A 22,070-nucleotide genomic window follows, 5' to 3' on the forward strand; every position below is an offset into this window, starting at 1 on the left:
AATCCGGTACCTCGCGCCGCACTTTTTGGTCGTCGGCGTTTTCGCCTCTACAGTTTTTGAACTCCCCTCTCGCCCTCCTCGGTCTGCGGCCCCGGGCTTCTGCATGCCCGCTCCCGGCCCCCGAGAAATTCGGTGCGAGGCGGCGAGTTACCTCCGCGATTCAGCACCCGAATAGGGGTTCCTCTTTGCCGTTTTCCCTTCACCAGGGCGACGCCCTCAGCGTTCTCGCCGGCCTTCCGGACGGCTGCGTCGACGCCGTCATCACCGACCCGCCCTACAACTCCGGCGGCAGGACTGCGAAGGAGCGCACCACCCGCTCCGCGAAGCAGAAGTACACCTCTGCCGATTCCAAGAACGACCTCGCCGACTTCACCGGCGAGAACATGGACCAGAGGTCCTACTCGTTCTGGCTGACGCAGATCATGACCGAAGCCCACCGCCTGACGAAGACCGGCGGGACCGCGCTGCTGTTCACCGACTGGCGCCAACTGCCCACCACCACGGACGCGATCCAGGCGGCCGGATGGCTGTGGCGTGGGGTGCTGGCCTGGCACAAACCGCAGGCCAGGCCCCAGAAGGGCAGGTTCACGCAGAACTGCGAGTTCATCGTGTGGGCCAGCAAGGGGGCGATCGACGGCTCCCGCAACCCGGTCTATCTCCCGGGCATGTACTCCGCGTCGCAGCCCTCGGGGGCCAAGCGCCAGCACATCACGCAGAAGCCCGTCGAGGTGATGCGCGAACTGGTCAAGATCAGCCCCGAGGGCGGCGTGGTGCTCGACTTCTGCGCCGGCTCCGGCTCCACGGGGGTGGCCGCCCTGCTGGAAGGCAGGGACTTCATCGGCGTGGAGAAGACCGAGCACTACGCGTCGATCGCAGCCGACCGGCTCACCGAAACGATCCGCGCGACCCTCACGCAGGCCGACGTGATTCTCACCGCCTGAGCCGCGAGCGCACTTCCCGTCAAGGCACCCGGCGCCCGAGGCGGCAATCCGATGAAGCGGGCTGGCAACGCGCCGGCCGCTGCGCGCGTCGCCGCTTCGACTTCCTCCCATTCCGTGTCTCGTAGGAGGCCGAACTCTTCATGCCCGAATCCATAACACCGTCTGACGGCGGGGAGTTGGAGCCTGTCCGCATTCCCGATCAGCAGCTGGAAGGAATCGAGGCGAGCGTCCGACGGCTCATGCAGCAGTCGGCGCAACAGGCCCAGCAGCTCGACCATCTCGCGGCCGACCCGGAGCCGAGCGGATCGCCGTTCGCCGCGTTCGGCATGCCCGGGCTCGGCGGCCCGCCGGCCGCCACTCCACCGGAGCCCCGCCCGATCCTGGAACTCGACGGGGAGGAAAGGGAGGACGAACTCGACGCCCTCTCGGACTGGGTCGACGGCTACTTCCTCCCCGTGTACGGGGCGGAGGTCACCACCGCGGCGCCCTGGTGCCTGCAGTGGCAGGAGCACGACGTCGTCGTGGCCTGGCTCCACGCCCTCTGGCTCGCCTACCAGCAGCACAAGGACCCCGAAGCCGGATTGAGCGGCCTGTTCGTGTGGCACCGCGACTTCCTCACCCACGCCGTCGCGGCGATCCGCGCACCGGGCGGCCCGCTGTCGGCCTGCATGACCTCTCCCGACCGGCCCGCGCACCGTCTTCTGCCCGGCCCGCCGCCGTCCGCGCGCACGGAGACGGCATCCACGGCCGAGTCGGCCGAGGGCGCCGAGCCGGACGAGCCGATGCCATGACCGCGGGACAGGGACAGCCCGCCTTCGGACTGAGCTTCGATCCCCGTGCACTGGACGATCTCCTCCAGGCTCCCAGCGATATCCGAGACCTCACACTCTCCTACCTGCAGGAAGTCGTGAACGCGCAGCGCTTCGGGCTGCGCCTCGACGGTGACCTGGAGGGCTATCGCAAGCTGTTCGTGGACTCCCGCAAGGACTGGCGACTCGTCTATGGCCTGCGCCCCGGGCCCGCGGAGTCCGCACATCAGAAGGAGATTCACGTCGTCGCCATCCGGCCGCGTGCGGGCAACGATGTCTACGACGAGGTCGGCCGCCGCCTGGGGATGACCCGCCGGCCGCTGAGCGCCCGCACGCACGCGGCCCGCTCCCGTTCCCCGCAGCTGGCCACCAGCACTCCCGCGCCCCGGCCCGGTCCGCCGCCCGCCGCACTGCCGGGCCTGCCCCGTCCGGCCCAGCACCTCGGTCACCATCACGCCCACTGAACGACGGAGCGTCGCCTGTGCCCCCTGAACCCGCGCCGCCACCAGCCCGGCGTGCGGTCTCCCCGCTCGACCACCGCATCGAAGCCGTCACCGGCCACGACATCGACACCCTGTGGGCCTACCGCGACCGCGGCGTCCTCGACAAGCCGCATGCCCAACTGGTCGACCAGCACCGCGAGTTGGCCAAGACCCAGACCGGCGTCACCTTCTACCTCCGCCTCCTGCACCGTCTGTCCAGCGGCGAGTTCGACGTCGATGACGCCCTGCTGGCGCGCATCGACCGCACCGTGGACCAACTGGAGGATGCCACCGACGCACGCGACGCCGCTGCCCGGAAGGTGCTCGCCGCCCTGGAACCGGTCGAGGCCGCCGCGGCGGCCTCCGCGCCCGGCGCGAAGCCGCTCTCGACAAACGACCAGGCCGCGATGCTCGCCATCGCCGGCGGCGCCAAGCTCTACGAACACCTGCTGACCGGCCGGATGTCCGTGACCACTGCCTCCGGTTCCCGCATCCCTCACACCACGCTGCGGCGCCTGGAGGCCGCCGGCCTGGTCGTCCGGGACACCGGCCACCCCGTGCACGCCGGGCAGCCGGTCGCTCTCACCGATGCCGGACGCGCCGCGCTGTTCGCCGCCCGACGCGCGCCCACGACCCGGGCGCCGAAGCTCCCGGCCCGGTCCGGCACATCGCCGTCCACCCCGGCACAGCGGCGCTGAACCCCACCGAAAGGCCCTCGTTGTCTCCCACCGAACCGGCACCGGCCCGGAAGTCCATCCCCCAAGTCGACTTCGGGCTCGACGACTTCGACGCCGACGAGGACAAGCACCTCGACTTCTACCGCCAGGTCGCCATCCGCGAGGACATGCTCGTCCCCCTCGCCGAACACCACACCCCCAACGGGGCGCACAGCTACTACGTCCTGTTCGACCGCACCGCCACCTGGGGCCACCCCGGCATGCCGCAACTGGTCGCCGTGCACCTGAAGCGGGACCGGGAGAAGGAGACGTTCGACTTCGAGAAGGAGCTGCTGCCGTTGCCGGCGATGGCGCAGTCCTGGCTCATCCACCGCGGCTGCCCGCCCGACGCCATCGGCCTCAACCCCGAGCTGGGGCCACCACCGGCGGACGAGGCGACGCGCGCACTGGAGCGACGCCTCGCGGGCGACGGCGACCACTACGCCATGGGCTACTCCTACACCTGCGACGACCGGGACGACATGGTCACCGTCGTGGCGCTGCGAGCGATGGACGAGCGAGCTCCCAGCCCGTACCGCGTCGTTGTCGAGGAAGTCGACGCCGACGCATGGACCCACAGCCTGCGCGAGGGCGGTTTCGACACGAAGGACGCCGCCCTGCAGTGGTGCCACGACCGGCTCACCGGCGAGGCCGGCCCCCTCCCGCCGGTTCGCCCGGCAGCGGCGGCCAGCCGCCCCGCCGGCGTGCCGAAAGCCCCTGCACCGCACCCGCCCGGCCACTCGCGCTGACCGTCGAAGCCGACCGGCGCGGCGAAACATAGCCGACGATCGCCGGTTAGCCAAACCGGCGATTCTCCAGACCCTTATACAGCCGCCGGGACAACTCCAGCGGCGCCATTCCACGCAATCCCTGTGCCTTCACGGAGGTTTCTTCCGCATGCGCTCGACCCGAATAGCCATATCCGCGGCGATGCTCGGCGCGCTCGCTCTGCCGGTGCTGTCCGCCACCACCGCCAGCGCGGCCACCGCAGCCGTCACCGCCGCCCCCGCGAGCAGCTGCTCGTCCCAGCCGCCGCTGCCGTACAAGGTGCACGCCACGGCCGTGACCATCCGCTCCAAGGCCAGCGCGACGTCCACCGCGCTCGGCGTGCTCTACAAGAGCCACAAGTTCACCGTGCACAAGAAGAGCGGCAACTGGCTCTCCATCACGGACAAGACGACCGGCGTCAAGGGCTGGGTGTCCGCGACGTACGTGTACCGCGATACCCGGATGTGCCTGGACTGACAGGCATTCAGTAAATGCCCGTAGGCGGCTGAGGCGCCGGTTACGGCCGCTCCTCGCATTCCCCCAGGCATCGGCCTTTCCAGAACAGGAGTCACTCTTTTGTCCGACGGCATATCCGATGACGCCGAGGATGTCGTGGGCGTGCTCACCGAACGGATCGAAGCGCGCTTCGACACGGACATGGACCAGCTGAAGGCCGCGGTCGCCGCCGCGCCGACGGCGAATCCCGACGCCACCGACGTCGTCAAGTGGCACGGCCTTCTCGTCGAGGCCCAGTCGGTGCTCGACCGCGCGGAGGACGACCTCCTCGCCGCGCTGGACACCCAGCACAGCGAGGTCGACGACCCGACGATGGGCCTCGCCCACCGCGTGAACGCGGCCGTCGCGGTACGCGACGGCCGGGCCCTGGTCGTGCGGTGGCTCCTGGACCCGGACGCTCCGGGCAAGAAGGGCCTCGCCGCCGAACGGCTCGCCCGTCTTCGTCCCCGGTCCGGTCCGGCGGTGCAGACGAGTCCTCCCCAACGGCCTGCGGCCACACCCGCGCCGGCGTCGGGGTGGCGGGCGGGAAGGGCCGCCCGATGAGCCGGGGCAAGTCCAGCACCTTGGACGCCGATCTGGAGCAGGTCTTCGGGAACCCGCTCCCCGAGCTGTACGAGGCGGCTGCCGGACCCGATGCCTCTCCCGCGCTCGCCCGTGCCCTGGAACTGCGTTCCTTCCTGGCTCTGACCGAGGAGCAGGTCGCCCGCGTCCGCGACCGCGTGCACGCGGACATGGATCCGGACCGCGACATGGGCGAGCTGTCGGCGGACAGGCTCCGCTTCGACGCGCAGTGGCTGGAGGCCGCGCTGGATGCCCGAGACGGCTACCGCGCAGCTCTCGGCGAGTTGCTGCGCACCATGCCCTCGCCCGGCCCACGGGCCCGGCCCGTCCGCACGACGCAGCTCAGGGCGACCGCAACCCTGCCTCCGTCCGCCGCCCCGGTACCCCCACGTGCCGGGGCGGCGCGGGCCCGCCGACCGTGAAGGGCACCGCTTGCCCCACCTCACGTCCACCGAGATAGCCGGACGGATCGAGGACCTGTACGGCGCGCCGCTCGCCGACCTCGAAGTCCACACCCAGGACCAGCCGCCCGGCATGCTCTCCGCCCTGCTCGGCATGCACGACGACCTCGCCCTCGCCGAGCACAGCATCGACGTCCACCGCGACCACATCGCCCGGCTCCTCCACCCCGAGCGGCAGATCGGCCCGCACGAGGTCTCCCACCTCCTCGACGGCTCACGCCGGCTCGCCGAAGCCGTCGCCGTCCGCGACGCCCAGACCAAGTCCGTCTTGGCCGTTCTCCAGAGCCTCGCCCGCGTCCCGGCCCCAGCACCGCCTTCGCCGACACCAGCGCCGTCGTTGCCGGCTCCGCCCCTTCCCGCCCAGAGCACGGCGCACAGCCGCTGACCCGCAGGCGATCCCCCTTTCATCCATCCAGGAGTTCCTGACTTGGCCATCACCGCTCTGCCCCCTGACACCGACGCCGACATCGCCCGGGTCACCGAGGCCCTCGCCATGATCACCCCGAGCTGGAACGTGAGGATCCTGCTGGCCCTCTCCGGCCCGCCGCAGCGCTACACCGAGCTGGCGGCCAAGGTGTCCTGGCTCCAGAGCGGCCAGCTCCATCCCAAGCTCAAGTCGCTGTGCGACGCCGGCCTCGTCGAGCGCACCGAGCACACCTCACGGCATGTGACCTACCGTCACACCGAGCGTGGTACCGCCCTGCTGCCGGTCCTGCCGATGATCGTCACCTGGGCCGAGGAGGATCTGGAGAAGGCGGACCGACCGCTGTCCGCGATCGAGCAGATCGAGGACAGCCTCACTCTCCTCACCCGGCGTCACACCGCCGCCATCCTGTGGGTGCTCAAGTCCCGCACGGAGGTCAGCGGCCGGGCCCTGGCCCGGATCGTGATGCCCAGCAGCGACTCGACCAACATCTACCCGGCGCTGCGGCAGCTCGTCACCGACGGCCTGGTCGACACCCAGGGCAGGGGCCAGCCCTACCGGCTGTCCGGGGCGGGCTACCGCCTGGGCCCCGTTCTCGGAGCCCTGTCCGCATGGTCCGCCGGGCAGCCCCTCCACCAGGCGGCCCACCATCCCGTCTGGGGGCACCCGCAGACGACGCCGGCACCGCGGCCGTGGGTCAGCAGCCAGGCCCGGCCTGCCCCCGCAGTGCTCCCGCCCGCTCGGACGGCGTGGGACAACCGCGATCTCTTCTCGCACACCCCGGCCACCCGCCCGATGGCGGGCATCCAGGGGGGAGGCCCGCGCCGATGACCACCCTCTTCACCCGGGCCGAAGTACGCAACGCTGTCGAGCTGCTGGCCTCGCGTTCCTTGATCCGCCTGGTCACCGAGATCGATGACAACGGGGCGATACCGCCGCGGCGGCTGGCCGGCACTCTCCCCGACCTCGCCTCGCACCAACTGCGCCGCGCTACCGAGACGGCCCGCGCCCATGGTCTCGTCCACGTCGCGCCCGGCGCCGGTCTCCAACTGACCTATGCAGGCTCGGAGTTGGCCGACCTGTACGACTCGGCTGCGCGCTGGGCCCGACGCCACGCGTATCCGGCCCCGGTCTGCGAGTTCAGCAGCCGCATCCGGCACGTCCTCGACCTCCTGGAGCCCTCGCTCGCCACCGAGCGCGCCGACGGCTTCTCGCGGCCGACCGCCGCGCGCCCGTCCAGTGCCGAGGCCGAGGCGGACCTTGCCCGTCCCCGGGCCCTCCTGATCCAGTGGCTGACCGGCAACCCCGAGGTCACCCGGGTGTCCGAGCCCGATCCGGTCGCGTGAGCACATCGGTCACACCCCGGCATGCACGCCACACCGCCGGGCTGCTGCGCGGCATCTACCTGCCGCGCACGGCGGACGCTCTCGCCTCTGCGATGTCCACCTACGGCATTCCGCTGCTGGTCCTGGCCACCACGCGCTCCGCCGCGCTGACGGGCGCCGCGTTCGCCCTGGAGTGGATCCCGCGGCTGGCGGCGTTCGGGTGGGCCGGGGCGGTCGTCGACCGTCGCGGGGCTGCCGTGGTCTTCCACCTCGCCTCTCTGGGACGCGCGCTGACCCTCGCGGCCGGCGCGCTCCTTCTCCATCTCCACCCGTCCGGCACCTCAGCGAGCGCGACCGTGATGGCGCTCGCGGCGACAACAGGCGTGCTCACCGAGTTCAGTTACATCGCGGCCGAGACCGCGGGCGCCGCCGCCGGCCGACGAGCGGGCGCGCGGGCCCACCGCGCCCAGGCCGTCCTGCTCGGCATCGACCAGACCGCGATCCTGGCCGGCCCGGCGCTCGCCGCAGTGCTCCTGCTCGCCGGGCCGCCGACGATGCTCGCGGTGATCACCGTGCTCTCACTGCTCGCCGCACTGCTCGCCCTGCGCACACCGCCCTCGCCCGTCGCCCCCGCCCGCGCGCCAAAGGCACGGTTGGGCACCGGACTCCTCACCGGGTGGCGCACCATCCGCTCCCTGCCCGCGCTCGGCTGGCTGGTGACCGGACTGACCCTGTCCAACCTGGCCACCGGCCTCCTCCAAGCGGCCGGCCCGGTGATCGTCGTCCAGCACTTCGGGCAGTCCACCACCGCCGTCGGCCTGGTCTGGTCCGCAGCCGCCGCAGCGACACTCCTCAGCGTCACGCTCTGCCGGTTGGCGATCGACCGACTGGGCCTGTGGCCGGTCGGCGCCACCTGCGCGACCCTCGCCTCGCTCGCCTGTCTCGCCGCCGCCCAGGCCCCCGACTACCGGTCCTACCTGCTTCTGGTCGCGCTCCTCATGGCGGCCGACGGCGGCATGACGGTCGTCCTGCGCACCCTGCGCTCCCGCCTGATCCCACCGCAGACATTCGGCAGCACCCTGTCGGCGACCATCCTCATCCTCCTGCTGCCCTTCCCCCTCGCCGGCGTGCTCACCGCGCTCACCCCGCCCGACGCGATGGGCCACGTCATCACCGCGTGCGCCGCCCTCCAGGCCCTCGGCCTGTTCTGCGCCTTCGCCCGGCTGCGCACCGATCCCGCCCTGCGCACCTGACCCGCCGCACCCAGCCTGTGGAGACCCTCATGCCTTTCGCCGTCCTCGGATCGCACCGCGCGACCGGTCGCAGCATCACGGACCAGTTCCGCGCCTTCGACGCGCACAACCCACACGTCTACCGCGCCCTGGAACGCATGGCCGCCCGCCGCCTGGCCGCCGGCGCCACCCGGGTCAGCCTGAAGGACCTCTTCGAAGACCTGCGCCGCCAACTCCCCTACGGAGTCACCGGGTTGAACAACAACTTCACCGCCCTCTACGCCCGCCGCCTGATCGACGACCACCCCCACTGGGCCAGGGCGTTCGAGCTGCGCCGCCGCCGTGCCGCCTGAGACGCCCCCTGCCTTCTCTCGTCCTGCCGCCCACCGATATGGAGAACCCCTTCTTGCCTGCTCGTAGTGCCGTCCTGGTCATCGCCGCATCCGACATGGACGCCGAGGGATACCGCGGCTACTGCCTCCGATCCGTGGCCGCCGCCTACGACGTCGTCCTCATCACCGGCGAGGAGCCGTCGTGGGAGGTGCCCTACATCCGCGACTGCGTGGTCGTGCCCGACCCGACCGACCAGGCCGCGCTGTCCGCCGCAGCCCGCATGCTGGCCGAACGCCACCGGCTGGCCGGGGTGTTCACCTGGACCGAGTGGTATCTCGTCCCGGTCGCACGCCTCGCCCGCCAACTCGGCCTGCCCACCACGGTTCCCGAGGTGATGCAGGCGTGCCGCAACAAGGCCACCGCACGCACCCTGTTCGCCCGGCACGGCGTCCCCTCCGCCGCCTCGGTGAGCGTCCGCGACGCCCACGAGGCGACCCAGGCCGCCGAGCGGATCGGCTATCCCGTCGTCCTCAAGCCCGCCGCGCACGCGGCCAGCATCGGAGTCATCCGGGCCGACACTCCCCAACACCTCGGCGTGGCCTACGAGTTCGCGGCCAAAGCGGCCGGGCTCGGGGTCGAGAGCCGGAGCGTGCTGGTCGAGGAGTACCTGGACGGGCCGGAGGTCTCGGTCGAGTGCGTCACCTACCGCGGCGAGACCACCGCGGTCGCCCTCACCCGCAAGACCGTCAGCGAGCCGCCGTACTTCGAGGAGATGGCGCACTCAGTGGACGCGGCCGACCCGCTGCTCGCCACGGTGGCACCCGCCGCACGGGCGGCGATCCGCGCGCTCGGGATCACCGACGGCGTCAGCCACGTCGAGATACGCCTGGTCGACGGCCGCCCCCGCCTCATCGAGGTCAACGGCCGTATCGCCGGCGACATGATCGGACACCTGGTGAGCCTCGCCACCGGCATCGACCTGCCGCGCGCCGCCGCCGACATCGCCTGCGACCGTACCCCCGACCTCACCCCCACCCACTCCTGCGCCGCCGCGATCCGCCTCATCTACCCCGACACCTCCGGCACCCTCGACCGCCTGGCGTACGAGGGGGAACGGCCGCCGTGGCTGGAGCGGCTCCACCTCCAGCACCACGTCGGCGACGACCTGGTGCTCCCCGCCGACGGGGGAGACATGTTCACCGCCCGCATCGGCTACCTCATCACCACCGGGCCCACCGCCGACGTGGCGCAGACCCGCGCCGAGCAGGCCATGAGCCGCCTCGACGTCCACCTCACGCCCCGCACAGCCGGCGTTCCCGTCGTCGAAGACCAGGCGGCATGAGCCGTCCTCCTGCCGCCGCCCGCCGTACGCGGGCCGTGCTGACCGGCTACTTCCTGGGCCTCGGCGTGGTGATGGCCATCTGGGGCGCACGGATGCCCGCCGTCCAGCACGCCGCCCAACTGAGCACCGCACGCCTTTCGTTGGTGCTGCTGGCCGCCGCCCTCGGCATGATCGCCGGACTCACCACCGGCGGCCGGTACGTGCGGCCCGAGCGGCTCCCCGCCCTGATAGCCGGCGGTGGGGCCGGTCTCGCCGGATGCCTCGCCGTCCTGGGCCAGTGCACCACCCTCGCCTCACTGCTCCTGGCCGCCATGGTCTTCGGGACCGCGCACGGAATCCTCGACGTCGCCGTCAACACGGCGGCCGTGCGCTGCCAGAACGCCTGCCGGCGGCCCATCATGGCGTCCCTGCACGCCGCCTACTCCGGCGGCGCCCTCGGCGGCGCCGCCCTCGCCGCGGCGACGGCCCGTACGCCGCACACCACCCTCTTCCTGATCACCGGCCTCACACTGGCCGCCGCTGTTCTCGTCGGCGCACCGCGCACCCGGGCCCTGACCGGCGCCGATCAACCTGCAGTGCTCGCCCGGCAGTTGGCCGGCCAAGGGGGACATGCGGTGGCGGCTCGGAAGCTGTGGCTGCTGGGCGCTCTGGCCGCCGCCAGCCTGCTCGGAGAGGGCGCGGCAGCCGACTGGGCCGCCGTCCACCTGCACAGCCTGCACGCCACCACGGCCGTCAGCGCAGCCGCGTACGGCCTCTACAGCGCCGCCATGATGGCCGGACGGCTGATGGGCGACAAGCTCACCGCCACCTTCGGCGCCCCCACCGTGGTCCGTGCCGGTGCCCTGTTCGCCGCGGCCGGGCTGGCCACCGGTGTGTCGGCAGCCAGCGTGCCGCTCGCCCTGGCCGGGTGGGCGGCCTTCGGCCTCGGGCTGTCCACCACGGTCCCCGCGCTCATCACGGCCGCCGGGGCCGGCGGGCCCAGGGCCGTGGCCACGGTCTCCGTCACCGGTTACCTCGGCCTGCTCGCAGGCCCCGCCCTCATCGGCGCCCTCGCCTCGATCACCACCCTGACCACCGCACTGCTGATGCCCGCACTGCTCGCAGCCGCCGTCGCCGCGCTCGCCCACCGCGCCCTGGAGAACACCGCCCCTTGACCCCTACCACCACACACCCTGGCCTCGACGCCGCGATCCTCGACTACAACGGCGTCCTCGGCCTCCAGCCCACCGCCGACCAGTGGCGACACCTGGCGCGCACCGCCAACTGGCCCGAGCAGGACCTCAACGGCTTCCGGAACGCCGTCTGGAACGCCCGACCGGCGTACGACGCCGGGCAGTTGAGTGACATGGCGTACTGGGCCAAGGTCCTCGGGGCCCACCCGGGGCCGCGTCTGCTGCGCCAACTGCGCGACGCCGACACCGAGATGTGGACCACCACCGACGACCGAGTGCTTGCCGTCCTGGAGCGTGCCCACCACTCCGGGCTGCCCCTGTTCCTGCTGTCGAACGCGCCCGCCCACTTGAGCGACGTCCTCGATGCCACTGACTGGTGTCGTCGGCTCATGACCCGCGCCTTCTACTCGGCCCGGCTCCAGACGGTCAAGCCCGACCCTGCCGCCTACCGGCAGGCCCTGGCCGCGACGGGAGCCCGAGATCCGCGGCGGGTGCTGTTCGTCGACGACCGGGCCGACAACTGCCAGGCCGCCGAGGGCCTGGGCTTGCGGACCCTGCACTACACCGGTCGGATCGCCGACCTCGAAGCAGCACTGCTGCACGTCCCCGGCTGACGCGCCTTCCCAGATCCCTTACCTCTTCAGGAACCTGTGACCTCCCACGACGACCTGCGCACGATTGACGGAGACGTTTTCGTTTCTCCGCGCTACCTCGCCTCTACGACCGGAACCGGCGATCCCGCCCTCGCACCGCTCATCGACCTCGGCTGGGACCACCACTACGACGAGGACTCCAACCTCTACGTGAGCGCCCCCGACCGGCGCGTACGGCTGGGCTACCTGCCGGAAGGCGAAGACGACGGACTCTGGCGCATCAACGCCTACAAGGACTCCTTCGGGCCGCCGGCATGGGGCGTCTGCTTCAACGACCGTGTCCCCACCGAGTTTGTCCAGGCGTTCACCACTGTCCTTGCCACGGCGTACGAGCAGGGACCGGACGCCTATCTCGCCCGGCCGGTCGCCGGGATCGACGAGCACGATCCCTTCCTCGCCGTCGTCCCGCTCCTGAAGCAGGGCTGGGAGATCGATCGCCCGCGCTGGGGCGTCTTCGCCGTCCAGGCTCCGGACGGCCTCGCCGGCCTGGAGTTCACCACCGGCGACCTCGACCCGGAAGCCGAGCTGACGACACGCGACGCCCGCTGGCAGCTGTGGGCGGGCAAGTCCATCGACCGACCCGTCTGGTACGCGACGGCCAGCACCGACACCCCCGTCGCCCTGCTCACCGCCGTCACCCAGAGCGTCGCCGATCCCGCTCCACTGTCCCGGTGGCGTCAGGACACCTTCAGCTACATCAAGGGCATGGCCCAGCTCACCCCGATCCTCCCTCCCGGACCGCCGGCACCGACACCGCTCGACGTGCAGCGCGCCGCCGCGTCCCGCCGCCCGGCAGCGCTGCCCGCCACCAGCGTCCCGCGCTGGAGCACCACCAGCCGACAGGCCCTGCCCGGCCCACGCCGCTGACCCCGGCCCGACACCGACCGGAGACCCCTCTTGTCCCTGCAGGCCCCGGAGTTCTTCGCCGAGCTGTGCCTCCCCTTCCCCGATCACACCGTGGTGGGCAACACCTACTTCGCCGTCCCCATCCCCGGCATCCCGCTGCGGTTGCGGATCGGTTTCACCGGCACCATCCACGCGGACACCTACGGCGGGCTACGCGTGGCAGTCGTCCACCCGGATCGCGGCGAGATCGACGCGGTGGCGCTCAGCTTCGTGGAGCACGGCACATTCCACCGCCGCGACGAAGCGACCAACACCCGGCCGAACACCAAGCAGTACGGCACCTTCGACACCTACCACCGCCCCGGCCGGCCGCCGTGGGAAGGAGCCGTCACCACCGGGTTGCGCGACGCCATCGAGCAGTACACCGCCGTCTGGTTCCCCGGCGCCTGGACCGCGTCCGCACCGAGCCTCCCCACAGGCCGGACCGCGCACACGGCTCCCGCCGCGCCGGTCACCCGCAGTGGCACCCGCGCCCGCTGAGCCGTGCCCACTCCGCCGCCCAGGCGTTCCGTACCTTTCCCAGCAGGAGCCCTGCCCGTGACGAACCACCCCTTCGAGAACCTCGACCCCACGCAGACCGTGCAGGTCCTTCCCCGCCACCTCGCCGGGCCCGGCACCATCGACCCCCGCACCGCATGGGCCTTCCCCTACGACGAAGGCTGGCAGTTCGCCCAGACCGACGACGGCACGGCCGCCGCTTTCAGCCCGTGCCTGCGGCTGCAGACCACCTACGAGCCCAAGCCCGGCAAGGGCGCGTGGACCATCAGCGCGCACCGTGCCCCGTTCACCGCGCCTACCTGGCGGATCACCTTCGACGCCACCACCCCCGTCGAACTGCTCCACGACGTCCACGCCGAGCTGCTCGACCTCTACCTCGAAGACCGCCACAGCGACCAGGACCGGCTGCTCCAGGACGAGACGGCGCCGCACGAGGCGTACGCGCCGCTGCTCACCCGCGGCTGGAGCCACGAGGTCAAGACCGACGGGACACAAACCTTCCTGACCCCGGAAGGACTCGGTGGCGTACGCCACCGATACGACTTCAGCGGGTCCAGCGGGCCGGCGTGGCGCTCCTGGGGCGGACTCCCCAATGAGCCGCACTGGAGGGCGGACTTCTCGTTCGGCACACCTACCACGCTCGCCGCGGCCTTCACCGCCTCGCTGATCTCCACCGAGCCACTGCACCGCACCGTCCAGGACGTTCCCATCCGCACCCGCCGCGCTCTCTACATCGCCACCACAACAGCCAAGCCGCCGCACGGCAACCCGCCTGTCGCCCCGCCGCCCGCGCCGGTCTCTGGCCGAACCCGCTGACCTCCCCGCCCCGTTGACCAAGGAGCCCTCTTCCTCGTGCACGTACGTTTCGTCCGATCCGCCGCCGTCGCCATCGCCGTGACGGGCACCCTCACCTGGGCCCCGGCCGCGAGCGCCCAGTCCTCCGAACCGACCCCCTCGGCCTCTGCCGCCCTGGGCGAGACACCGGCCCCGGACGCGGGCAGCGTCGAGATCACCACCAAGGACACGGCCGGGGACGCGCTCCCCGGTGCCGCGTTCCTGCTGCTCGACTCCGCCGGCCAGGAAGCCGGACGCGGGAAGACCGACGCACAGGGGAAACTGGCCTTCCCCGGCCTCGCTCCAGGCGTCTACCGGCTCAAGGAAACGGCCTCCGGCAGCCCGCTCCACGAGGTCGTCGCCGACCAGGACGTCATCGTCACCCCGGGCGCGACCACACGGCTGACGATCACCGACCCGTTCAAAGCCGCCAAGGTCCTCCTACAGGCCAAGGATGACAAGACAGGCAGACTTCTGCCCGGCGCGACCGTGAACATCGGCATCGGTGAGTCGACGCTGCTCACCCTGACTACCGGGGCCAAGGGCACGGCTTCCGGAGAACTGCCGGTGTCGAGCCGGAAGACGCAGTTCTGGGTCAAGGAGATCAAGGCCCCCGCCGGCTACGACCTCTACAAGCTGTCCAAGACGTTCACCGCAGGCCCCGGCGCCGCGGTGACCGTGACCGTCACCAACTCCAAGGGAGCCATCGGATCAAGCCCCGATCCGACCGCGAAGCCGACGGACCATCCCACTGCGTCCGGCAGTGAGTCGACCAGCCCGACGTCCTCTGCCGCGACGGACCCCGACACCTCTCCGGCGGCCGATGCGTCCGGCGAAGCCATGTCGAAGGCCCCGACCGGCTCCCTCGCCCACACCGGAGCCGACGCCAGCCCGTGGCTCGCGGGCGGAGCAGGTCTGCTGGCCGCCAGCGGTATCGGACTGGTTGTGGCCGCCCGCATCCGCCGCAGCGGTGAACACACCTCGTCCGGTGAGAGCTGACCCAACTGCACCAACCCTGGCACCAGGGCCCGGGAGTCTATGCCGACTCCCGGGCCCTTCGTCTTCTCAGATGTCGGCGAGGCGGTCGGCAGCCGCGGTTACCCGTGGCCGGTCGGAGCGGACGATGCCTGGGCACGTGGGCGGCATGTTGCCGCTATCCGGCCCAGCCGATCTCGCGTACTTCGACGGCTCCGTCGTGCGGCATGTACTGGATCCAGCAGCGGCGTCCGAACGCCTCGCGAATCTCTTCGACGCTGCCCGGGTCCCGTACGTCCGGCCAGGCATACGGGTTCGCGCGCACCAGCTCGACGAGTTCCAAGACCTCGCGCCGCGCTGCCTCCGTCGGCAACTCGCCCATCACATCGGAGGCCAGCTCCTCCACCACTACGCCGTACTGCATCGCACACCTCCGTATTCGTGAACGTCTGCGCAGCACCGTAGGGCCTAGTCCACAACCGTGCGCAGCCCTGTGGATAACCTCTGACGGGACCTGTTCAAGTGGCTGTTTCGACCGTCTGGCCGCAGTTCCTGGCCGCACGCGCCGATCTCGCCGAGACGGCGGTCCTGGCCGACTGTCAGCCCCTCGCCTGCCGCAACACCGCTCTCACCCACGCCAACCGGCACGCCCTGGCTGGCCGCCTCGCCCGGCTGGAGGACGGCTTGGCCGGCGGCGACCGCCTCGCCCTCTACGTCCGTCACCGCCTTGAGGAACAGCACCGTGCCACGGCCGCGTTCCTCGCCCGCCACGCCCCGGAACTCACCCCGTGAAACGTGCCCTGCCCGACGCCGACACCGTCGAGGCCGCCGCTATCGACGCCGTTCTTGAGGAAGCCGCCTCCCGCGGTCGGCGCCCGACCGCCACCGCCGTCGAGCGGCGCCTCGGCATCCGCACGCCACCTTCCACCGCCACTACGACGGCCTGGTCGAAACCCACGTCCAGCCCCGTATCCCGGCCCCCGCACGGCCCGATACACACGCGGACCGGCCGGACGTCGATGAGCGTAAGGAGACGAACCTGTGCGGGCTGCGGCAGGAGAACACCGATCTGCGCCGGACGCTCGCCCTGTACAAGGAGGCCATCCGGCAGCTCACGATCGAAAACGACGCCCTGCGCGGCACCGCCACCGTCGTGCCCCTGCCCACCCTGAGCAGGACCGCGCAGCGATCGCCGTCCTGACCTTCGGCCAGGCGAGGCGCTCAGCGCGCGAGCCGCAGCGGGGCCGCGTAGTTGTGGCTGTGTGGCACTGATTCCTCCGATCCAGCCGATGCTCGCCGAAGCACGACGGCAGATGCCTCCGGACGGGGCACTGCCAGGACAAATGATCACGGAGGCTAAGGCGGACGGCTTCCGGGCCATCCTCTTCGCACGTCCCGGCCTGGTCATGCTCCAGTCCCGCCAGGGCTCCGATCTGACCAGCGCCTTCCCCGACATCGCCGCTGCAGCCACCCGCCTCGGCGAGGACCTCGTGCTCGACGGGGAACTCGTCGTTCCGCATGAGGGACGCCTGCACTTCGGCGAACTCCAGCGTCGTGCCCACCGCCGGGGCCCGAGTGCCGTCCGGGCTGCGGCTGAACGTCCCGCCTACCTGATCGTGTTCGACGTCCTGCAGACCGGGACGACCGAACTGCTCACCCGCCCCTACCGCGAGCGGCGCGCGGTCCTGGAGGGCCTCTTCGCCCGCGAGGCGCTCACCGCCCCGTTCACCCTCTGCCCTTCTACCGCCAACCGGGCGACCGCCTTGGACTGGCTGGACCCGGCCTGGGGCGCCGCCGGTATCGAGGGGGTCGTTGTGAAAGGTGCCTCGCAGCTCTACCTGCCGGGCAGAAGGGCGTGGATCAAGGTGCGCGCCCGGGTTACGTCCGAAGCGGTGATCGGCGCTGTCGCCGGCAGCCTGACGAGTCCGCTCACCCTCCTGCTGGGCCGCTACGACCACTCCGGCGCTTTGCAGCTGGTTGCCCGCACCACTCCGCTGAACACCACCGCCCGCCGCGACCTGGCCCAGCAGTTGACCCCGGCGGGCTCCCAACATCCTTGGATCGGACGGCACTTCAACTCCGGGTGGGGGACCCACACCGAGCTGGAATACCGTCCGGTCCGGCCGGACCTGGTTGCCGAGTTCATTGCCGACACCGCCGTCGACGCAGGCCGCTACCGACACCCGGTCCGCTTCGTACGGCTGCGCGAGGACCTCGCACCTGACGACCTACCGCCGTTCGGCGCGGGCGAGCCGACTTCCGGCGGGTGAGGGCAGGGCCCCGGGTCGACTAAAAGATCTTGACCTTGTTGTTAAGAAGTGAGCCTGCCGGTGTCTATGAGGAGTTGAAGGACGAGTCCACCTCTAGCCCAACCCCCTTGAGGTTCCGCGCAGATGATCCAGCAGATCCCCGAGTACGTCTCGCTCGCCTCCAACCTGTTCTCACTGCTGAGGACGGTGGCGGCTCACCCTCGTACGGTGGCGCTGAGACGGCGGTTCTCACGCGGAAAGGCTCTGGAGACGACACCGCCGGCCGGTACGGCCCCGGATACCGCTCTCCAGATCCTCCGGCATCTCCCGGTCGGGGCGATCGCACAGTACGAGGCCCCGGACGGAAGCAAACTGACGGTCTGGTGGACACCGCCTCGGCCCGAGGACGCTGCGCAGGACGACGGCCTGGGAGAGTACCGGCTGTGGTGAGTACCGAGGACGGCCAGGCACTCGACGACAAAGTCCCCCTGGATCTGTACGCCCTGGACGAAGATCAGTTTCAGGAGGTTCGACGCAAGATCATCGCGAGCCTCTCGGGCTTCTCCCGGCTGAGCCCGGCTACTCGTGCGGAGATCGTCGATGACGCGTTCTACTCCGTCCTGAAGTGCGGGCAGCTGGACCCCGACCGCGAGCCTCTGGCCTACATCAAGGCGACCGCCCGGCGATTGGCGGTGAAGGTCTCTCAGAGGCAGGCCCGGGAGTCGCTCACCGATGATCAGCCGACGCTGGAGCAGGCGCTGGAGAGTGCCTCCCTGCGCGCGCGGCCCCGAGAGCCGGATCCGTCCGATGGGCCGGTACCGGAACAAGGCGCGACGCGAGATCCGCTGTGGGGACCGACGGAGGACGAGGAGCTGCTGGACGGGATTCACGCCGCGATCGATTCGATCGGAGCCGAACAGTGCCGCGCTGTCACACAGCTTCGGGCTCAGGACATCGACTCCGCTGAGGTCGCCACGGCCCTGGGGATCACGAGGAACCAGGTCTACCAGCAGTGGTCCCGCGGGCAGCAGAAGGTCCGGGAGGCGCCCGAGATCCGCGACCGGACGAGGGCGGGGCATGCGATCACACAGCCCGATGCCCACAAGGAACGGTGACACGATGATTCTCAACTCGTTCTTGATCAAGAAGTGGGCGACGGCGTCGGGCGAGGAGGACGACCGGATGAACGCGACTTCCCCTGCAGGGCGCTTCCTGGCACGGCTGGAGGGACCGTACGACTTCTGGGACCGACCGGACGGTGACTGGGGGGCTGTACCGGCAACCGGCTGTGGTGATGACGGCCATGAGGTCCGGAGCGACGCCAACAGCGCCTATCGGATCGGCACGAAAGCCCTGCGCCGTGGCGAACTCGCCACCGCCCGAGCCGCATTCGCCGTCGCGATGGATGAACAGCATCCCGGCGCTGCATTCCGCATGGCTGTCACCGAACTGTTTCTGGGGCAGCACCGCCAGGAACGCCTCATGCTCACCGTGGCCTGCGGCTCGGGCAAGACCGCAGCCTTCGTCTGGCTCATCATGAACCACCTTGCCACGGCTGCTCGGTGGGGCCACGAAGACGCCCGGCGTCTGATCAGCCGCATCCAGCCGCCGGAAGGCCGGAGCCCGATCCAGGACAATGCCCCGACGTGGTCAGGCGACTGGGCAGAGTGCTTCCTCTCGCCTGAGCGCGGGCCGTACGAGGCACAAGACCATGAGTTCTACCCCGACGTCTGCGAGTACCTGGAATCGTTGCTGCCCGCTGCAGATTCACCGGCAGGCAGCAACGTGGGCAGCGGTGCTCAAGAACAGCAGGCAAGCCCACCCGCGTTGCCACACGGGCTAGTACTCATCGGGAATCACGGAGACGAGACTCCTTCTCTCCTGTACTACCCAAGCCGGGCCGACATCGCCCCCCTGGCCGCGTGGGGCGGAACGGACACAACCATCCATCTCCTCACTGGCCTCGGAGGGCAGGGGAAAACCAGGCTCATCTATGAGTTGCTTTCGCATCTAATGCAACCGCGTGCGACGCAGAGCAGATTTGAAAGGCCCGAGCTTCCTGATCTAGGTTTGGCGGATTGTGCCGTAATTCTAGACCCCGATCCAACAGCATCCTACAGGGAGTTGTCCACGTTCGCTTTGGAATCCTGCCGTCTCCGTCATTCCCGGGAGGCCGACGCAATTAGAAATGTGACCGTGCCCCCGGCGAATATCGAACCGTGGGCCGACGTAATGTCATCGTGGACGCGAACGGCACGGGACGTCTGGCCGGTGCCGTTCACACTGAGGGCCGCCAAGGTCATTGAAACCATTTCCTACGGCGAGACGCACGAAGTCGCCTGGCAAAGCCTTGCGGACAGGCCCCGCGCCGCCTGCTCCCGCTGCCGGAACATCGATGGTCGAGGGCCAGAAGCACTACCGTACGGTGGCTCCAGTGACGCTGCTGGTGAAATCGCCTTCAATGCCACCAGACTTGCCGGCGTCAGTATCGGCGAAATTGGACAGAGTCTCCTAGTGTTCGAATTTCCTTCTCGATGCCATGAAGCGCCAACAGAGAGGTTCAGCCAGACCTGCGCCGAGCGTGTCGACTCACGTCATCTAGACACGTTTGTTTCCGAGTGCACGGAGTGTGGGCCGAGACTGGCTGGTGCAAGCTTCGGAATTTACGTCACCCGTGTAAGCGCGGAACCGCCGGGCGCGGACCCGCTATCTTCACCAGATCCCGTGGGCTCACTCGCCGGTGCTTTGTTCGAGGCGGAGGAGAATGCCTGATTGGGACCTCCGCGGCTACCTTGATCGGTTCGACTGTTAGTGTTCCTGACCCGTGTTGGGCGTCCGCCGGCTGCCACCCGGTTTGCTAAGGAACTTGCAGGCTCCTCGGAGCCTGGTGCGGAGGCGGCGCGGCGTGAAGCGGATGTCGAGCCGTACGCCGAGGGCTCCGAGCGGCCCAGAAACTCGGGTAGCTGGGGATCGGCAAGGACCCCCAACTACCCGACCACAGGAACAGAGATTCAGTCAGCTGGCGGACTGGCGAGCGTCGTTTCCATGAAGGCGCGGACGGATGTCAGCGACCTCGGCCGCGGTCACCCGGGTCGCTGACCAGCGGTGATCAAACTTCGGTGTCACGAACTGGCGGTTGGTCAAAGTTCACTGTCAACCGCTCAAACTTCAGTGACAGAGGACAACTATCGCTGGACGTCAAAACAGCTGTGACCGTCAGCGGTAGTTGGCTGTTGGCAGGGGCGAGACCAGCGGTGACTGCGCTGTGTTCAATGGCAGTTGGCCATTTTGCTCAGAGATGGTTGGCCACTGCGGTCTCGGTTTCGGCGCCGAAGATCGTGTCTCGTTCCGCCGCCGCGATCCCTTTGATGGTCGTCACCCTCACTGCCCGCCGCCCGGCCGGAGCGTAGTGACCGTCCGGGGGCGAGACTGAGAGTGCTGACTTGTGAGCGGTGAGGAATGCCGTCAGTTGGCGAGGCTGAAGTCGCTGCCGACCGGTGCGGCGATCTTGTCGACGCCGGTCAGGGCGGTGAGTGTGGTGACCGGGGTGCTGCTCTCGGTGGTGGTGCCGTTGCCGAGTTGGCCGGAGCTGTTGGCGCCCCAGGAGCGGACCGTGTTGTCGCTGAGCAGGACCATGGTGTGTTCTCGGCCGCCGGCCACCAACTGGACGCCGGTCAGGGCTGGGACCGGGACCGGTGTGATGCGGTAGTCGGTGGTGCCGTCGCCGAGTTGGCCCGAGGTGTTCTGGCCCCAGGTCTTGAGACGGTTGTCGGCGCCGGTGACCGCGATGCTGTGGTTGCAGCCGGCGGCGATCTGCGAGACGCCGTTGGTCCAGATGCCCTGGGTGTCGACCGGGGTTGACCGGTTGATCGTGCTGTTGTCGCCGAGCTGGCCGGTGGCGTTGTAGCCCCACGCCTTCACGGCGTTGTCGCTGCCCGGGCGGCCGACGAGGGCGAGGTTGTGGTTGCAGCCGGCCGCGATCCGGGTGACTCCCGTCAGGCTCTGGACCGGGGAGGGGACGTTACGACTGGCCGAAGTCCCGTCGCCGAGCTGGCCGTTGATGTTGTAGCCCCAGGCCCACACCGTGCCGTCCTCGCGCAGGGCGAGGCTGTGGTTGAGGCCCGCCGCGATCGCGACGACCTTGTTGAGGCCCTCGACCCGGACCGGGACGCTGCTGTCGGAGTTGGTGCCGTTGCCGAGCTGGCCGTAGTTGTTGCGGCCCCAGGCCACCACGGTCTGGTCGGCCAGCAGGGCCAGGCTGTGCGCTCCGCCTGCGGCGATGTCGGTGGCGTTCGAGAGGTTGACGACCTGGCCGGGGGCGTTGTGCGAGAACACCGAGCCGTCACCGAGCTGGCCCGAGCCGTTGGCGCCCCAGGACTGCACGGTCCGGTCGGTCAGCAGAGCTAGCCCGTGCCCGTTGGTCGGACCGCCCCCACCGGCGGCGATCTTCACCACCTCGGCGCTGGTCAGCCCGAGCACGGTCGTCGCGGTGGTCCGGAAGTCGGTCCAGGTGCCGTCACCGAGCTGACCGGAACGGTTGTTGCCCCACGACTTCAGCCGCTTCTCCTGCTTCGCCCGGGCATGCGGCGCACCGGGAGCAGTTGCATGAGCGGTGATCGGGACGAGTACGACGGCGAGCGAGCAGAGCGCGGCAGCAAGCCTGCGACCTGTACGGGAGAGGTGCACCAACGATTCCTTCCGAAGATCACGAACATCGCGTGATCTTCGTAGCGGTCCCGACAGTCACCGCGCGTGCGACTTGACTCCCGTTCACCCAGTCAGCGGACTAGTCGCACGACTCGGTGGCCAACTAACGCTGACAATGGCCAACTACTGACCCCTCGCAGCGAAGGTTGAGCATTCTCATCGAACA

The 22,070-nt window shown here is 70.1% G+C and carries 27 protein-coding genes; 25 read left to right on the top strand and 2 right to left on the bottom strand.

What is annotated here, in order from left to right; all coding sequences use genetic code 11:
- The first annotated feature begins 185 nt into the window (after nucleotides 1-185).
- From SSP08S_RS26110 to SSP08S_RS26205, 20 genes are all read left to right on the top strand, one after another.
- Nucleotides 186-941, top strand: coding sequence for a DNA-methyltransferase (locus SSP08S_RS26110; protein WP_019070587.1), 756 nt, complete (start codon nucleotides 186-188; stop codon nucleotides 939-941).
- A gap of 239 nt (nucleotides 942-1,180) precedes the next feature.
- Nucleotides 1,181-1,732 (top strand): DUF4913 domain-containing protein, encoded by a 552-nt coding sequence (locus tag SSP08S_RS26115; protein WP_019070588.1) that lies wholly within the window; start codon nucleotides 1,181-1,183, stop codon nucleotides 1,730-1,732.
- A complete protein-coding gene (locus SSP08S_RS26120; protein WP_019070589.1) occupies nucleotides 1,729-2,214 on the top strand; it encodes a hypothetical protein in 486 nt (161 codons plus the stop codon). Before SSP08S_RS26115 ends, SSP08S_RS26120 begins: the two co-directional genes overlap by 4 nt.
- 17 nt (nucleotides 2,215-2,231) lie before the next feature.
- A complete protein-coding gene (locus tag SSP08S_RS26125; RefSeq protein WP_019070590.1) occupies nucleotides 2,232-2,930 on the top strand; it encodes a hypothetical protein in 699 nt (232 codons plus the stop codon).
- Between the two features lie 20 nt (nucleotides 2,931-2,950).
- Nucleotides 2,951-3,697, top strand: a complete 747-nt coding sequence (locus SSP08S_RS26130; protein ID WP_019070591.1) for a hypothetical protein — start codon at nucleotides 2,951-2,953, stop codon at nucleotides 3,695-3,697.
- Nucleotides 3,698-3,845: 148 nt separating this feature from the next.
- The gene (locus SSP08S_RS26135; protein ID WP_245607955.1) at nucleotides 3,846-4,193 is read left to right on the top strand and encodes an SH3 domain-containing protein; all 348 of its coding nucleotides are present in this window, start codon (nucleotides 3,846-3,848) and stop codon (nucleotides 4,191-4,193) included.
- A 99-nt stretch (nucleotides 4,194-4,292) separates the two neighbouring features.
- A complete protein-coding gene (locus SSP08S_RS26140; RefSeq protein ID WP_019070593.1) occupies nucleotides 4,293-4,775 on the top strand; it encodes a hypothetical protein in 483 nt (160 codons plus the stop codon).
- Nucleotides 4,772-5,215 (top strand): hypothetical protein, encoded by a 444-nt coding sequence (locus SSP08S_RS26145; protein WP_019070594.1) that lies wholly within the window; start codon nucleotides 4,772-4,774, stop codon nucleotides 5,213-5,215. Before SSP08S_RS26140 ends, SSP08S_RS26145 begins: the two co-directional genes overlap by 4 nt.
- A 10-nt stretch (nucleotides 5,216-5,225) precedes the next feature.
- Nucleotides 5,226-5,639, top strand: coding sequence for a hypothetical protein (locus tag SSP08S_RS26150; protein ID WP_026178832.1), 414 nt, complete (start codon nucleotides 5,226-5,228; stop codon nucleotides 5,637-5,639).
- A gap of 42 nt (nucleotides 5,640-5,681) precedes the next feature.
- Complete coding sequence (locus SSP08S_RS26155) at nucleotides 5,682-6,509, top strand: winged helix-turn-helix transcriptional regulator (protein WP_019070596.1); 828 nt, start codon at nucleotides 5,682-5,684, stop codon at nucleotides 6,507-6,509.
- Entirely contained in the window at nucleotides 6,506-7,024 is a 519-nt protein-coding gene (locus SSP08S_RS26160) for a hypothetical protein (RefSeq protein ID WP_019070597.1), read from the top strand. Before SSP08S_RS26155 ends, SSP08S_RS26160 begins: the two co-directional genes overlap by 4 nt.
- The gene (locus tag SSP08S_RS26165) at nucleotides 7,021-8,256 is read left to right on the top strand and encodes an MFS transporter (protein WP_019070598.1); all 1,236 of its coding nucleotides are present in this window, start codon (nucleotides 7,021-7,023) and stop codon (nucleotides 8,254-8,256) included. Before SSP08S_RS26160 ends, SSP08S_RS26165 begins: the two co-directional genes overlap by 4 nt.
- Nucleotides 8,257-8,285: 29 nt before the next feature.
- Nucleotides 8,286-8,588, top strand: coding sequence for a hypothetical protein (locus tag SSP08S_RS26170; RefSeq protein WP_019070599.1), 303 nt, complete (start codon nucleotides 8,286-8,288; stop codon nucleotides 8,586-8,588).
- Between the two features lie 95 nt (nucleotides 8,589-8,683).
- A complete protein-coding gene (locus SSP08S_RS55910; protein WP_019070600.1) occupies nucleotides 8,684-9,910 on the top strand; it encodes an ATP-grasp domain-containing protein in 1,227 nt (408 codons plus the stop codon).
- Entirely contained in the window at nucleotides 9,907-11,064 is a 1,158-nt protein-coding gene (locus tag SSP08S_RS63590; protein ID WP_026178833.1) for an MFS transporter, read from the top strand. Before SSP08S_RS55910 ends, SSP08S_RS63590 begins: the two co-directional genes overlap by 4 nt.
- Complete coding sequence (locus tag SSP08S_RS63595; protein WP_019070602.1) at nucleotides 11,061-11,696, top strand: HAD-IA family hydrolase; 636 nt, start codon at nucleotides 11,061-11,063, stop codon at nucleotides 11,694-11,696. Before SSP08S_RS63590 ends, SSP08S_RS63595 begins: the two co-directional genes overlap by 4 nt.
- Nucleotides 11,697-11,732: 36 nt before the next feature.
- Complete coding sequence (locus SSP08S_RS26190; RefSeq protein WP_019070603.1) at nucleotides 11,733-12,602, top strand: SPDY domain-containing protein; 870 nt, start codon at nucleotides 11,733-11,735, stop codon at nucleotides 12,600-12,602.
- Nucleotides 12,603-12,632: 30 nt separating this feature from the next.
- Nucleotides 12,633-13,121, top strand: a complete 489-nt coding sequence (locus SSP08S_RS26195) for a hypothetical protein (protein ID WP_019070604.1) — start codon at nucleotides 12,633-12,635, stop codon at nucleotides 13,119-13,121.
- A gap of 57 nt (nucleotides 13,122-13,178) precedes the next feature.
- A complete protein-coding gene (locus SSP08S_RS26200; protein WP_026178834.1) occupies nucleotides 13,179-13,955 on the top strand; it encodes an SPDY domain-containing protein in 777 nt (258 codons plus the stop codon).
- 36 nt (nucleotides 13,956-13,991) lie between these two features.
- The gene (locus SSP08S_RS26205) at nucleotides 13,992-14,972 is read left to right on the top strand and encodes an MSCRAMM family protein (RefSeq protein ID WP_019070605.1); all 981 of its coding nucleotides are present in this window, start codon (nucleotides 13,992-13,994) and stop codon (nucleotides 14,970-14,972) included.
- Nucleotides 14,973-15,126: 154 nt separating this feature from the next.
- Here SSP08S_RS26205 and SSP08S_RS26210 read toward each other — a convergent pair whose 3' ends face one another.
- Nucleotides 15,127-15,372: a hypothetical protein gene (locus SSP08S_RS26210; protein ID WP_019070606.1), complete on the bottom strand. Its 246-nt coding sequence runs from the start codon at nucleotides 15,370-15,372 to the stop codon at nucleotides 15,127-15,129.
- 98 nt (nucleotides 15,373-15,470) lie between these two features.
- On the opposite strand from SSP08S_RS26210, the gene SSP08S_RS26215 reads away from it, so the two are divergent.
- The 5 genes from SSP08S_RS26215 to SSP08S_RS61865 all read left to right on the top strand — a co-directional run bounded on the left by SSP08S_RS26215 (nucleotide 15,471) and on the right by SSP08S_RS61865 (nucleotide 19,969).
- A complete protein-coding gene (locus SSP08S_RS26215; protein ID WP_019070607.1) occupies nucleotides 15,471-15,740 on the top strand; it encodes a hypothetical protein in 270 nt (89 codons plus the stop codon).
- 497 nt (nucleotides 15,741-16,237) lie between these two features.
- Nucleotides 16,238-17,218 (top strand): ATP-dependent DNA ligase, encoded by a 981-nt coding sequence (locus SSP08S_RS26220; RefSeq protein ID WP_078532519.1) that lies wholly within the window; start codon nucleotides 16,238-16,240, stop codon nucleotides 17,216-17,218.
- Between the two features lie 123 nt (nucleotides 17,219-17,341).
- Nucleotides 17,342-17,647 (top strand): hypothetical protein, encoded by a 306-nt coding sequence (locus tag SSP08S_RS55915; protein ID WP_019070609.1) that lies wholly within the window; start codon nucleotides 17,342-17,344, stop codon nucleotides 17,645-17,647.
- The gene (locus SSP08S_RS26230; RefSeq protein WP_019070610.1) at nucleotides 17,641-18,312 is read left to right on the top strand and encodes an RNA polymerase sigma factor; all 672 of its coding nucleotides are present in this window, start codon (nucleotides 17,641-17,643) and stop codon (nucleotides 18,310-18,312) included. Before SSP08S_RS55915 ends, SSP08S_RS26230 begins: the two co-directional genes overlap by 7 nt.
- A gap of 4 nt (nucleotides 18,313-18,316) precedes the next feature.
- The gene (locus SSP08S_RS61865) at nucleotides 18,317-19,969 is read left to right on the top strand and encodes a hypothetical protein (RefSeq protein WP_158697206.1); all 1,653 of its coding nucleotides are present in this window, start codon (nucleotides 18,317-18,319) and stop codon (nucleotides 19,967-19,969) included.
- A 693-nt stretch (nucleotides 19,970-20,662) separates the two neighbouring features.
- Here the strand turns inward: SSP08S_RS61865 and SSP08S_RS26245 are convergent.
- Nucleotides 20,663-21,883 carry an RCC1 domain-containing protein gene (locus SSP08S_RS26245; protein ID WP_019070612.1) on the bottom strand — a complete coding sequence of 407 codons (1,221 nt, stop codon included), beginning with the start codon at nucleotides 21,881-21,883 and terminating at the stop codon, nucleotides 20,663-20,665.
- Between the last annotated feature and the right edge of the window lie 187 nt (nucleotides 21,884-22,070).

This window comes from Streptomyces hokutonensis (assembly GCF_000376565.1).
GTDB classification, from domain to species: Bacteria; Actinomycetota; Actinomycetes; order Streptomycetales; family Streptomycetaceae; genus Streptomyces; species Streptomyces hokutonensis.

Bases quoted from the DNA above. Each gene is read 5' to 3' on its own strand.
- SSP08S_RS26210 (WP_019070606.1), bottom strand. From the start codon at position 15,372: ATGCAGTACGGCGTAGTGGTGGAGGAGCTGGCCTCCGATGTGATGGGC.
- SSP08S_RS26115 (WP_019070588.1), top strand. From the start codon at position 1,181: ATGCAGCAGTCGGCGCAACAGGCCCAGCAGCTCGACCATCTCGCGGCC.
- SSP08S_RS63590 (WP_026178833.1), top strand. From the start codon at position 9,907: ATGAGCCGTCCTCCTGCCGCCGCCCGCCGTACGCGGGCCGTGCTGACC.
- SSP08S_RS26145 (WP_019070594.1), top strand. From the start codon at position 4,772: ATGAGCCGGGGCAAGTCCAGCACCTTGGACGCCGATCTGGAGCAGGTC.
- SSP08S_RS26170 (WP_019070599.1), top strand. From the start codon at position 8,286: ATGCCTTTCGCCGTCCTCGGATCGCACCGCGCGACCGGTCGCAGCATC.
- SSP08S_RS55915 (WP_019070609.1), top strand. From the start codon at position 17,342: ATGATCCAGCAGATCCCCGAGTACGTCTCGCTCGCCTCCAACCTGTTC.
- SSP08S_RS26120 (WP_019070589.1), top strand. From the start codon at position 1,729: ATGACCGCGGGACAGGGACAGCCCGCCTTCGGACTGAGCTTCGATCCC.
- SSP08S_RS26220 (WP_078532519.1), top strand. From the start codon at position 16,238: ATGCTCGCCGAAGCACGACGGCAGATGCCTCCGGACGGGGCACTGCCA.
- SSP08S_RS55910 (WP_019070600.1), top strand. From the start codon at position 8,684: ATGGACGCCGAGGGATACCGCGGCTACTGCCTCCGATCCGTGGCCGCC.
- SSP08S_RS26135 (WP_245607955.1), top strand. From the start codon at position 3,846: ATGCGCTCGACCCGAATAGCCATATCCGCGGCGATGCTCGGCGCGCTC.
- SSP08S_RS26160 (WP_019070597.1), top strand. From the start codon at position 6,506: ATGACCACCCTCTTCACCCGGGCCGAAGTACGCAACGCTGTCGAGCTG.
- SSP08S_RS61865 (WP_158697206.1), top strand. From the start codon at position 18,317: ATGATTCTCAACTCGTTCTTGATCAAGAAGTGGGCGACGGCGTCGGGC.